The organism is Lacibacter sp., assembly GCF_057361365.1.
In genome coordinates, this window is sequence record NZ_JBMQSG010000022.1 from 442290 (window position 1) to 455727 (window position 13438).

9 protein-coding genes are annotated in these 13438 nt (G+C 40.4%); 3 read left to right on the forward strand and 6 right to left on the reverse strand.

Annotated features, from left to right (window positions below):
* Positions 1–10: 10 nt before the first annotated feature.
* From ACO1QW_RS20200 to ACO1QW_RS20220, 5 genes are all read right to left on the reverse strand, one after another.
* Entirely contained in the window at positions 11–1156 is a 1146-nt protein-coding gene (locus ACO1QW_RS20200) for a serine hydrolase domain-containing protein (RefSeq protein ID WP_486261210.1), read from the reverse strand.
* Positions 1157–1171: 15 nt separating this feature from the next.
* Positions 1172–2479, reverse strand: a complete 1308-nt coding sequence (locus tag ACO1QW_RS20205) for an amidohydrolase (protein WP_486261212.1) — start codon at positions 2477–2479, stop codon at positions 1172–1174.
* Between the two features lie 35 nt (positions 2480–2514).
* The gene (locus tag ACO1QW_RS20210; RefSeq protein WP_486261214.1) at positions 2515–3708 is read right to left on the reverse strand and encodes an acetyltransferase domain-containing protein; all 1194 of its coding nucleotides are present in this window, start codon (positions 3706–3708) and stop codon (positions 2515–2517) included.
* A 19-nt stretch (positions 3709–3727) separates the two neighbouring features.
* Positions 3728–4918 (reverse strand): acetyltransferase domain-containing protein, encoded by a 1191-nt coding sequence (locus ACO1QW_RS20215; RefSeq protein WP_486261216.1) that lies wholly within the window; start codon positions 4916–4918, stop codon positions 3728–3730.
* Between the two features lie 85 nt (positions 4919–5003).
* The gene (locus ACO1QW_RS20220) at positions 5004–6182 is read right to left on the reverse strand and encodes a dipeptidase (protein WP_486261218.1); all 1179 of its coding nucleotides are present in this window, start codon (positions 6180–6182) and stop codon (positions 5004–5006) included.
* Between the two features lie 41 nt (positions 6183–6223).
* On the opposite strand from ACO1QW_RS20220, the gene ACO1QW_RS20225 reads away from it, so the two are divergent.
* The 3 genes from ACO1QW_RS20225 (at position 6224) to ACO1QW_RS20235 (ending at position 7954) form a co-directional block, all read left to right on the forward strand.
* Positions 6224–6697 carry a GNAT family N-acetyltransferase gene (locus ACO1QW_RS20225; RefSeq protein WP_486261220.1) on the forward strand — a complete coding sequence of 158 codons (474 nt, stop codon included), beginning with the start codon at positions 6224–6226 and terminating at the stop codon, positions 6695–6697.
* Between the two features lie 136 nt (positions 6698–6833).
* Positions 6834–7508, forward strand: a complete 675-nt coding sequence (locus tag ACO1QW_RS20230) for a DUF7691 family protein (RefSeq protein WP_486261222.1) — start codon at positions 6834–6836, stop codon at positions 7506–7508.
* A gap of 14 nt (positions 7509–7522) precedes the next feature.
* Positions 7523–7954, forward strand: coding sequence for a hypothetical protein (locus ACO1QW_RS20235; protein ID WP_486261224.1), 432 nt, complete (start codon positions 7523–7525; stop codon positions 7952–7954).
* Positions 7955–8012: 58 nt separating this feature from the next.
* On the opposite strand, the gene ACO1QW_RS20240 is transcribed toward ACO1QW_RS20235, so the two are convergent.
* Positions 8013–13388: an alpha-2-macroglobulin family protein gene (locus tag ACO1QW_RS20240; protein WP_486261226.1), complete on the reverse strand. Its 5376-nt coding sequence runs from the start codon at positions 13386–13388 to the stop codon at positions 8013–8015.
* Positions 13389–13438 lie beyond the last annotated feature (50 nt).

The window sequence follows — 13438 nt, forward strand, 5'->3', positions numbered from 1 at the left end:
TTAAATGTGATTATTTTGTGTCAATTGATTTTATAACAAGACTCATCATTTCTGCAACTTTTGAATCATCCATCCAACGTGTGACAACAACGAGATCGTGTTCTTTATCAATGATGATATAATTGCCGCCGAAACCTGCAGCGTAGTATACTTTCGGCGAAATGCCTTTCCAGCTTTGATCTGTATTTAACCACCAGAGATAACCATAATTTTTATTTGCAGCAGAAGGTTGTTGTGCAGCAGTTATCCATTTCTCAGATATCAATTGCTGATTTTTCCATTTGCCATTGCGCAGAAACAATAAACCAAAACGTGCATGATCATACGTGTTGATGAAAATACCTCCGCCATGATGCCCCCCCCCACTTACAGATTGTACTGTATACCCATCCATTGTTACATAAGAATTTTCATAACCAAACCAACGCCATGTACTTGATGCACCAATAGGATCCATGATCTTTTCTTTAAACACAACTGGTAACGGTTTACGCCAAACCTGCAATAGCGAATAAGCCAGCAGGTTTACACGTACATCATTGTATTCATAATTTGTTCCCGGTTCAAGAAGCTTGCGGTTTTTCCAATCATCAATTGTTCCATCTCTTGGAGGTCGGTCGGCCCAATCATCTAATCCAAACAAATTGCCGCTCCAATCACTTGATTGTGTAAGCAAGTGATCCCAGCTAACTTTCGAATTGTGTGGCCCTTCAAATAAATCGCCCCAAACATATTGACCAACTTTATCGCTTACATTTTTTATTAATCCATTGTCAATAGCTAAACCAGCAACAGTTGATAGATAACTTTTGGTTACACTGAATGTCATATCGACACGATTGACATCACCCCACTGTGCAACAATGTACCCGTTCTTAATAACCAATCCTGCAGGGCCGCCTCTTTCTTTCATGGGCCCCACAATTTTATAACCAGGTTCTCTGGAATAAGATTTCATATTGGCAATACGCAGATCACGTTCGACTTTGTTTTCATTTTTTAATGCAAAGCTTACGGCACTATCAAGCCATGCTTTGTTCATCTTTAACTCTTCCGGTTTTTTTGTTTGCCAGTCAGCATCAGGAAAATAAGGTTGTTGTGCATGAACATTAAATGCGTAAACACTAACAACAAAAAGCAAAAATTTTTTCATCATGATCTCTATTTCAATTTATTTTTTGTTCATCTCTAAATAATCAAACACAAGATTGCAGAAAGCACTCATGCCGGTGTTAAAGGCAGCATCATCAATCATAAATTCAGCAGTGTGATGCGATGCTGCTGTTGCAGGATCTTTTCCTTTTGGTAAACCTCCAATATAAAAGTAAAGGCCGGGTACCTTTTGCGCAAAAAAAGAAAAGTCTTCTGAAATTGTTTCAGGAGCTACGAGCAACACATTTTCTTTACCAACTTCCTTTTGAAATGATGGCAACATCGCTGCCGTTAATGCTTCATTATTAAATGTAACGGGGTAATGTGCGGAATAGGGAACCTCCACAACAGCAGTTGCACCGGCAGCTTCTGCTGTTTTTTCAACGATCTGTTTTATGCGCCCGAACACAAACGCTTCATCCGATGAACTTAAAGTTCTCACAGTGCCGGTCATTTCAACCTGGTCGGCAATAATATTAAAACGTGTACCACCATGAATGGTACCAATGGTAACCACCGCTGCGTTTTCTGCAATGTTCACATTTCTACTCACAATAGTTTGAAGACTATTTACAATTTGTGATGCCACAACAATAGGATCAATTGATGACCATGGCTTGGCGCCATGCGCCGGTTTTCCTTTCACCGTAATTTTCATATCGGCCACGCCTGCAAACGTACTGCCGGGTCTGTATGTTATTTTACCCACTTCCACCTGTGCATTCATATGCAAACCAAAGATCACATCTACTTTCGGGTTTTCTAAAACGCCTTCTTTCACCATTAACTCTGCGCCACCGTCTTCACCTTTTTGTGAACCTTCCTCTGCCGGTTGAAAAATGAATTTGATTGTTCCTTTCAACTCTTTCTTCATACCCGATAGAATTTCGGCAACGCCCATGAGTATAGCTACATGTGCATCATGACCACATGCATGCATCACGCCCACTTCCTGTCCATTATAAATTCCTTTTGCTTTTGATGCAAAGGGAAGATTTGTTTTTTCTGTAACAGGTAAGCCGTCCATATCGGCACGCAGACCAATAACTGGTCCGGGCTTATCGCCTCTTAATATTCCAACCACCCCTGTTTTGGCAACATTGGTTTTTACTTCTATTCCTAACGATTGCAAATGTTTAGCGATGATAGCTGCTGTACGTGTTTCCCTGTTGCCTAATTCTGGATATTGATGAAAATCATGTCTCCATGCAATTACTTTTGCTTCAATTTTAGAGATAGCGTTGTTGATTGCAGCACTGTGCGTTGTTTTTTGTGCAAAACTATTTTGAATAGTAACTAAGAATAAGAACATCGATAAATGCCGCATGTAGTAATGTTTAGTCATTTGCTGAAGCATAAAATTTATAGATAGCTCAGCCACTTTTTTTCACGATGATTGGTTTTATACGTATCGTACCATTTACATAATGGATACAATGCAATAACAACAGCGAGCCAGATAAGATAAACAATGCCCAAACTATAACCTTCGCCGGGTACTGTAAACATGAACGGAAAATTGGGTAAACCCTTCATGCCTTCTGCAAAACTGTGACCTCTTGATAAATAAGCAAAGATGTGTAACAGGTTTAGTAAATAGAAATGAAGGATATAATAAAAGAACGGCACACGTCCGTAAACAATAATGATCTTGGCAAGACGGTTATTGGTTGACCGAACAGTTGATAAAAAGAGTAAAGCACCACCGATAGTTGCACACATGTATAATAATGATGGTGGATACTTCTGCACATTCATAAAAGCAAAGAATGTTTTGAGACCTGTTTTTTGTTTCGCCCAATCAAACGTATCGCCGTAAAGATTGGTGAAACGCAGCGCTACAAAAAACAGCAATAAGCCTGCACCTAAGCGAAAAAAAATCCTGTTTAGTTTACTGGGTTCTACTGTTGTAAAGAGTTTTCCAAAGCAATAGCCCAGCATCATTAGCCCGATCCATGGAAGAAAAGGATAAAACACGCCAACAGAACGACCCGCACCAACAGGAAATACAGTTGGCAGGTGAAGAAAGTTCCACCATAACGGAACATTGCCTTTGCGTGCAGCTTCAGCAAAATCGAGACTATTATGTCCCAGCACAATTAAAAGACCTAACGCTAATATGAATTTGAAGGGAAGACGTATACCAATGCCCAGCACAACCATACTTATGCCAATGGACCAAATGGTTTGCAAAACAAAAATGCGGAATTGAACATCGGCAGTTATACCAAATGTGACAATAATGATCTCGACCAGTATGAGCCATACACCACGTGTGATAAGAAACCAGCTAAGCTCTTTAGTAGTCTTGCGTTGATGTTGCAACCATGCCGATACACCTGAAAGAAAAACAAACACGGGTGCACAAAAATGAGTGATCCAACGGGTGAAGTACAAAGCTGCTGTTGTTGTTTCCGGATTGAGCGGATCGCCGGTGAAAGCTTCTCTGTGAAAAAAATCTCTCGTGTGATCGAGTGCCATAATGATCATAACAAGACCACGAAGCAGATCGATGGATTCAATGCGTTTGGATGATGATGATAGTGGTTGCTGCATAATGTTTACTAAACTGATTTTATAAATAACTCAACCACCATTTTTGCTTGTGATTGATTTTATATTGATCGTACCATTTACATAAAGGATAGAGTGAAACGACCACGATTGCCCATACGAGGTAAACTATTTCCAATGAAAATCCGTAGCCTTTTAATTTTTCCGCAAACCATAATGGTTGTTCTAGTATCCATACGGTCCAGCCATATTCGGTAAACAGACCTGCTGCCAACATAGCTAACAGATGCACCAGCAGAATGTGTAACAGGTAATAGAACATGGGCACCCTGCCATAAACTGAAATTATTTTCGAAACATTGTTACGCAGGTTTTCTGTAAATGCAAGAAACAGGATCGATGGTCCAAGTGTGAGCAGAATATACAGTAATGATGGTGGGTATTTGTTCACTTTAATAAAGGAAAGGAATGTATATAATGGAGAAGATTGTACGCTCCATGGAACAGGATCGCCATACACATTTATAAAACGTATGATGATAAATAATGCAATGGCCGAACCACCGATGATCAACAACCATTTTTTTCTTTCTTGCACACTGTAGGCCGATGTAAATAAACTGCCAAAGGCATAGCCAAGAGCCATTACACCTATCCACGGGAGAACAGGATAGCCAACAAGAATATTTTTTCCCTGCCATGAAAAAAACATTTGATCATGCAACAATGCCCAACCGAATGCTTTAATGGTATTGCCTTCCACATGAACATTGTCAAGTAGATTGTGTGCGCCAATGAGAATAAAGCCAATGAGTACAATCAGGTATTTGGGCAGGTGAATAAATGCAGCAAGAAAAACCATGCTGATGCCTAACGTCCAGATAACAATAAAGTAAATGTTGTGAAAAGCAATATCGAAATTCCAAAGAAAGTTGATGAGTGTTAATTCAAGTAAAATCAACCATGCGCCACGTTTTAAAAGAAAGGTCGATAATTCTTTTTTTGATTTTTTTTGACCGGTAAGAAAGGCAGAAGTGCCTGCAAGAAAAATAAACACAGGCGCACAGAAATGGGTGATCCAGCGTGTAAAAAATAAAGCCGGAGTTGTTTTTTCAAGATCCAGCGGATCAAACATAAAAGCCCCTGCATGAAAATAATCCCGAACATGATCAAGCGCCATGATGATCATCACAAGACCACGAAGCAAATCGATTGATTCAATGCGTTTTGGTGATAATAGTGGCTGCTGCATAGTTTTGGGTAGTTGAAATAAAATTGCCGGCCTGTCTAGGTCGGCAGTTGAAATTAGAAAGAAGATTTGATGTTTGCAATAAAGATCATTTGGTACTGTTTGCCTCAAACACTCTTATAAAATTGCCACCCAATATTTTGCGGATATCTTTCTTACTGTAACCTCTTTTCAACAAAGCTTTTGTAATAAGCGGATAATCTTCCACGCCATTTAACTCTAATGGTGGCGACTCAATGCCATCAAAATCGCTGCCCATGCCCACATGATCAACACCAACCAACTTTACAATGTAATCAAGATGATCGAGCAATATTGAAATGGATGGACGGATGTTCAGCAGTTGGTCTTTGTATTTTTCTGCAGTGATGATGCGTGCATAATCGGGCTGCATATTTGTTTTGATGAGTGAATCGATCTCCGGCTGGTACTGTTTCAACAGCCCATCCCGTTTTGCTTCATACGTACTATCAATAAAACCTCCATAAAAATTAAGAAAGATCACACCGCCGCTTTTTGCAATGGCTTTGATCTGATCGTCTTTTAAATTGCGACGGTGCTTGCAAAGATTCCACACACAGCTATGCGATGCAATGATGGGTTTGGTTGAAACAGCAACCGCATCCCAAAAAGATCGTTCACCTAAATGACTTACATCAACCATTACACCCAGTTCATTCATGCGTTTGATGACAGATCTTCCAAATGCAGTCAATCCCTTTTTCCCTTCGCTGTTTACTGCGCCGCCCAGTGTCGTTTCATCGGCTGCACTTGTTGCCCAAGGCGTGGAGTTATTCCAGGTAAGGGTCATGTAGCGCATGCCTCTTTTATGCAATGCTTCCAGTTTTGTAAGATCGTTCTCAATCATGTGCCCGCCTTCAACGCCAAACATCGTCGCCAGCTTTTTTTCCTTGATGGCTTTTTTAAAATCAGCAGGCGTATACGCCAACATCATCTTCGAAGGATTGCGTTGCACCCATGCATACACGCTGTCCATTTCCTGGTTGGCAAAGGCAAAAGGTTCTTTTTGCTCACCACCGCAAAAGATGGAAAACATTTGTGCATCGACACCTCCGGCAAACATGCGGTTGAGATCAGAATGTGTTTTCCCTTTCAGGTCGGTATCAAACGCTACTTTCTTTTCAATGGCAGATGATGGAATATCATTATGTGTATCGACCAATACAGCGGCTTTATGGATATTTTTATACTTCTGCGCAAAAAGCAATGATGGTAACAGCAGGAAAAAAAGAATTCGTACTAACATGAGCAGCTAAGATTGTAAGTTTGCAGTTAAGGTATACAAAAATGACGGAGTTAATTTATATACAGCAGGAAGGTTGGCTGTTGGATGAGGTTAGAAAGCTGTTTCGGGAATATGAGATGGAGTTAGACGAAAATCTTTGCTTCCAGAGTTTTGAAGACGAGCTGAAAAATCCACTGAAAAAATATGGCCCACCGAGAGGACTGATCTATTTAGCCAAATGGAATAATGAAGTGGCGGGTTGTGTGGCTTTACATCCTTTAAAAGAAAGAGGTGCCTGCGAAATGAAGCGATTGTATGTAAAACCTTTTTACCGTAAACATAAGATCGGGAAAGTGCTGGTGGAACAAATTATTAAAGATGCACAGATGCTGGGCTACAGCAAAATGAAACTCGACACATTGGAGAAGCTGCAACCGGCTATTGGTTTGTACAAACAATATGGTTTTGTGGAAACCACTTCTTACTACGATAATCCGCTGGATGGTGTGGTGTATATGGAGAAAGAATTAGCGTAAGATTTTGATAATATTAAAACGCCTCCGTCAAATTTGAAGGAGGCGTTTTTGTTTTGAGATATTGGACTTTGATTGTATGTATATTTAGGTTTTGCTTGTTTCACTATTGCACAGATTCAAACTATAAAATTAACATATGAGCTTAGTTGCGATACCCTTCGCTGTAAACATCGAAAAAGTGAAAAGTGTCTTTGGTTCAAAAGACCGGGAACTTTTTGAGAATATTAAAACTGCTGACTTATACGATAACTATGCCAGTCAAAGCGAAGATTCTAGTGAGGCCAAATACAATTACAATTTTGATCACGCTTTAGAGGATATTATTTTTCAATACGTGAAACCGAATGATAGAAAAGTGACGAGAAGTTTTTTCGGATTAAAGAAATCAAAGCCAGCTTCCGGTTTGCATGAAAACATTGCTCATGGTTATGGATATGTTTTGCTCGTCATATGTGATTACATAGGGACACATTTACTTCCACAATGTGACGGTTTTTATTACGGACGAAATTTTGAAGAAGCAGTGAACATCATGAAACAAAACGGTTTGCAGTTAGACTTGGGCGATATGTTTGAACAACACGACGTGTTTGATATTCCAAAGAATAATGACTTCCCTGCTATTAAGCATTTTACTAGGGATGAGATAGAACATATCAACACTGTAATGGACAGGGTAAAAGTTGATGAAAGCAAAATAAATTTCGATAGCGAAGATTTCGACGAAGTGCAAGAAATGCTGCTACATATTCGTGACAGTTTTAGAACGTGTAGAAGCAGAAATATTGAAATGGTGACATTCACTCATTGAAACTGCTTTTAACAATGGATCAAACAACTTTGAATAGAATATCTGCAGAATTATTAGGCGATAAATCAGTGTATCTAGAAAACTGTAAGAATAATTACACCGAGTATGTAACCGCCGCACAAATTCTTTTTCCAGATTATTATAGCTTACTTAATCGTTTTGATTCGTTATCCCCTTTAGTTCAAGAATCAATTGTAGCAAAAGGAAATAGCAACACCGACTTAGAACTTAATCTACTTGAAAGGCTGACGGATCTAAATGTTGATGTTCCTTATGTATACGAAAGACTTGCTATCATCTACAGCAGAATTAAAGAGTACAAAAAAGCTCAAACTATTTGCCAAAAGTGGTTTAGTTCAATTTACTGGAAGATTCCTAACATGTCGACGGGTAGTCTTAAATTATATAAGAGACTGCAAAAATTGAATTCAAAGCTCGCCACCTGAGTTTTAAGTATGCCATATCTACATCAACCTGCATAGATATGGCATATCTACCGGCAGCTTACTGTATCACCTTCACAATTCCTGCTCCATGATATGAGTGATATTCACCATTGTACATCGCATCGGCACTAACAGGTCCCATGCGGTATTGCCCCGGTGATACTGCACGCACTGCATAATAATAAGTTTGTCGGCCACTGTTGAGATCAACAAAGAAATGTATACGGTCATCACGCACATCAAGAGCTGTTGCTGTAGCCGCATCTTTTATCCAATCCATGCCCGGTAATTCTTTGGTGCGTGGGTTTTCAATTTCAAAACCTGCAGGTAACAGATCAGTGATCACCACATTCTCAACACTTGTAGCAAAACTTTTTTCAATGGTTACTTTCACAACGATCAGTTCGTTTTGTTTAAATATATTTCCCAAAGCCGGCTGACCATAACGATTGTAAAACTGTCGGCGCACTTTTAAATAACTGTCTTCTTCTTTATACTCACCGGTTGCACTTACACCTTCTGCCACCCAATAATAATAGATGCGTCCGCTTCCTTTTGTTGTAACCTGTATGTTGGATGATCCTAATTGTTTTGCATTCAGCTTCAGATCTGTTCCGTTAAGTTTACCAACTGTTTTACCGTTGGCAGTAACATCGGCTGCTACATTACTCTTACCAGCAGTGCGTGCAAGTTTACCCAATGCTAAAAATCCGAATGCACGTTCCTGTGTACTTAACCAGCGGCGTTCTTTTAAATATTGCGATACATGTCGTGCCATCAACGGTATTTGTGCATTGCCCGGATCAACATCCATCAAGGTATTGAGTGCAATGGCTTCATCACGCACATCACTGTAAAAACTTCCTCCCGTTTGCGGCATACTTACTTCACCACTGAAAGATGAAGGCAACATGGCTGCATAACTTTTCTTATCGCCACTTAATGCATAAGCAGCAGATAGCAGATAACGACTATCAAGTGCCAGCATACCTTGATTGGCTTTGTAATAATTCATAACGCTAATCTGTGCACGGTTGCCCAATGCCAGCACATACAGACTATACGCTACCTCTTTCGGCGCAATTTTCTTTTTCTGATTGCGGTTATAATAATAGTCGATGGTTTCTTTTGTTTTTAAACGGGTGATGAGATAACCCATCATTGTTTCCAGCAAACTATTGTCAACATCGTAACCGGCTTTGCGTGCTTCCAGTAAAAAGTGTGCAGCATAAATAGTGCTCCACCAATGCACCGTTCCTTCATCATCCCACAACGTAACGGCACCATTATACAATTGGCGCATTTTTATTTTACGGATGGCTTCGTTGATGTGCGCAACAGAAGTGGACGATGCTCCTTTGTTTTGTTTGAGTTGATCGGCAAGATCAGCATAGTACAACTGTGGAAACGCAGCCGATATGGTTTGCTCGGTGCAGCCATAAGGATATTGCACGAGGTATTTTAACTGATCGCTTAACTCCAGTGCCGGTGATTTACTAATGATGAGTTGATAATCGGCACTACCCGGCATAAACCTGTTAACAGGAATATTGATGCTTTGTGTTGTACCTGCATTGATACTGCCGCTGCCACTTTCTTTTTGCAACGTTGATGGCGGACGAACAGTGATCTGTGTTTCATCAAAAAATGTTTCGCCCATTGCTTTTACTTCAATACGAATGCGGCCTGAATCGATGCGTTGTTGTGCCACCACCTGGAACACGGCCCTGCTTTCTGCATTGGCAGGCAATGGTGCCTGTTGATTACTAACACCAACAACCTGCAACGGTCCGCTTACATTTATTTTTACACTCGCACTGCTTGCATTCTTCGTTGTGTTGCTGAGTGTAACAGGAACAAGCACAGTATCACCCGGACTTAAAAAGCGTGGCAACCCAGCACTGATCACAACAGGATCAGCTACTGTCATGTTTTCTTCGGCTGCACCAAACTGTTCGTTCTTATAAGCAACAGCCATCAAACGAATTTCGCCACTGAACTGTGGCACATCAAATTCAAAATTTGCTTCACCGCTGCCATTTGCTTTTTGCACACCACTCCAGTAGCTCACAATTTTAATGCGCTTGTTGGGCATTGGGTTGTTGCGTTTTTCCATATCGCTGCCATCACCACCCGTGCTGCTGAGGCGTGCACGCAATTCAGGAAACAATAACGGGTAGAGATCAAATGCATTTACACCCAGCTCTTTCTTTTGATAGAAATAATTGTAAGGATCAGGTGTTTGCATATTGCTCACCTGCAACACGCCATTGTCAACTGCAGCGAGTGTAACATAACTGCCTGGTGCTGCTTTTACTTTTACTTTTTGATGAGTGCGGCTGCGTGTTGATTTGTTAGCTGTAATCTGCACATCGATCTTACGACTCTTCTCGTCAACCTTCAATGATTGAAAACCATGCGCCACTGTTAAAGGAATATCATTTGTTGTGTGTGGCTTAATGAGAGTTGCTGTTACAAACACATTTGGTAAATGTTCGGCAGCGATGTTCAGATCTAGGGAAGCTGAACGGTTTTCTACATCGATGTATTGATATGATATTACATGATCTGTTTCACAAGTCACCAACAAACGTCCGCTGAAAGGTGTTTTGAATAACAACTTTGCTTTTTCACCAGTTGCATATTCTTTCTTGTCGGTTTCAATATCAATTTGTCCTTCAGTGTTTACTTCAAACGAACTGTTATCGCCACCCCAGCTGCCATAACTGTAAAAACTACGGCTCACATAAGTATCAGCATTCGGTGCATATACTCTTATTTCATAATCGCCGGGCTGACGAGGCACAAATGCATAATTTGTTTTATCGCCCATGATCGTCACCACATCTTCTTTCACCACCCTATCTTCTTTCTGCGATTCGTAACGGAAATAATCGCCGCTCTTGCTCAACACTGTTCTGTACTCATGTTTTATCACCTGCACACGTGCTTGTGCGTTCACAACTTTTTCATCTTTGTTCAACGCAATTAATGGAAACTTGATGCTTTGATTCAATGGATAATAATAGTAGCCATCGTACCCCAAGCCATAAAATACTTTTTGTGTAAACACATCGGCTTTGGTGAGTTTACTTACCGGCCTGCCTGTTTCATCGAACACCGTTGTATAAATATCTACCTGTAGCAAACCACGGTTGTTGTATAGAACAGGAACGCTCACACCTTCTGTAGCATTACCATTTGCATCCGTTGTTCCTTCTTTCACTACTTTATCGAAGAAGGAAGTTTGATTGCTTAATGAAAAGGTGTAACGTTCGAATTTATCAGGTGAGAAGTAGGCCTGTTTGAATTGTATTTCTGTTTCGTATTTGCGATTAGCTGCAGGTGGCCCGAAGAAATTAGCGGCATTGATACGCAGTGAAGCAGAATCACCCACGTTTAGAAATTCTTTGCTGAGTAATGCGGCCACTTTAATACGATCTGGTACAAATTCTTCAATGCTGAATGATTTGCTGCTGAGCAATACATCGTTACCGGAATATAATTCCAGTTGATAACTACCGGTGATAGCAGCAACAGGCAGATCAATACTTACTTCAGCAGAACCTTGTTCATTCAGCATCTTGCGGAAGCTTTTCATTTCTTTACCATTCGGCATAATGAACTTCAGCTTTACCGGTAATTCGCCGGGAGTTTTCCAATCGTTGGTGCGTAACACAACGTTTGCATTTACTTTTTCACCGGGGCGATAAATATCACGTTCAGCATAAATAAACGCATCCATACCTGTTGTGCTCCATGCTTTACCGCCCACATCAAAGCGACTGGTATTTACTCTTGTAGTTTGAAAAGGTAAGTAGTTGAAATCATCGGCTGTTTTAGCAATCACCATCGCCGGTTTAAAACCACTGTATTCTTTACGGGCATAGGTTACTTCTGCAACGCCATCATTGTTAGTTGTGCCGGTGCCAAGCAATTGGTTATTGCTGCCATACACCGTTACATTCACGCCGCTCAATGACGCTGCCGATTTAATAGAATTAGCAAACACCAGCATTTTTTCACGGCCTTCTTTGGCAATGATACCAATATCACTGAGTGAAATAAATCGTTGGTCGCTGATCCAGTAATCTTCGGCTGACTGTATTTGCAAATGATAAATACCATTGAAATCTTTTACACGGTCGGAAATGTTGAAATTAAATAAACGACTGCCGCCGAGTTTTGGCAAGCTGCGTGTGTCAATTTCTTTTTCATAGATCACATCGCCTAATGTTGCATCGCCAGCTCCTTCATCGTAATAATAATCATCGTTGCTGTTTTTAGGATAATAGCCATACCTGTGTGCAGCGAGTAAGTTACTCTCATAAATTTTTGAAACAACCACTTTTACCTTCGGCACATTGCTGATCCTTATCTCGATATTTTTATTTCCCTGCGAAGAAAGATAAACGGATTTGCTGTTACCAAATGAAATGCCTGGCTCAAGCTCACCAAAGGCAACTGTTTCTTTAAACTCTTCTTTTAAGGTGCCGCCGAGTTTTCCACGAAGGCCCTTTGCTAATAAAAGCTCGTAGGTCTTGTCAACATCAAACGCATCACCACTGATGAGGAAACCATCTTCTTCCACTTCCACATCATATTTTATAGCAGGGTTAAGTTTGATATATTGATTTAACAAATCAGCCACCGGTTGTTGCGATGTAAACACTTTTATGGTTGCAGATAATCCATCGTGTCTTGATTCTGTATTGGTAATGGTGAGTGTATAAGGCGAAGGAATGGTAAACTTTTCTTCGATGGTTTCTTTGGTTGCATTCTTTCCACCATCAGGCACCAAACCTTTATCGAGCGTAACAGTTGTGTTGTAATCCCGGTCTTCGGTTTTTACATTCAGTAAACGAATGGAAACCTTGCGATCATTGTTGATCGTTTGAACACTGTAATCTTTTTCCTGTTCATCCAGTTTCACTTTCAGCTTATCTTTTAACGCTGCAGGAGTAACGATATAATTAAAATAAAGATCAACCTGCGGAATAGCTTTGTTGGTTGCATCGTCCAGCACCCAGGTAATGTTGGAGTTCTCCAGTTTGAGTTCGGGAGTATAAAATTCAATTGGATCAGCAACCGATACTTTATTGTATTCAGTAAATGCCAACACATCCTTATTAATGCTTGCTTTATAAGTAGTGGCGGGTAAAAGCGGTCCTGATGGAGAAAAGATCAGCTCATCTCCATGTTCCCAGCGAAAACGTCCGCTGATCTTTGGTTCAAACTCTACGTAAGGAATCGAATCCCAGCGGTTGAGCAAAGAATCGGGCACCAGGTTTTTTGAAAAATGAAAGACGAGGTTTTGTAATTGCTGAATTTCGCCTTTGGCATTGGTGTCGGTTAGTTTTACGGCATTACGGTTACATGAAAGCATACAGGTGACTGCTGCTGTAACAAACAGCAGTTGCAGATAGCTACGCATAAAGTTTAAAATTGAAAGACGTTTGAAGTGGAGATAATTTGAAGTTGAAT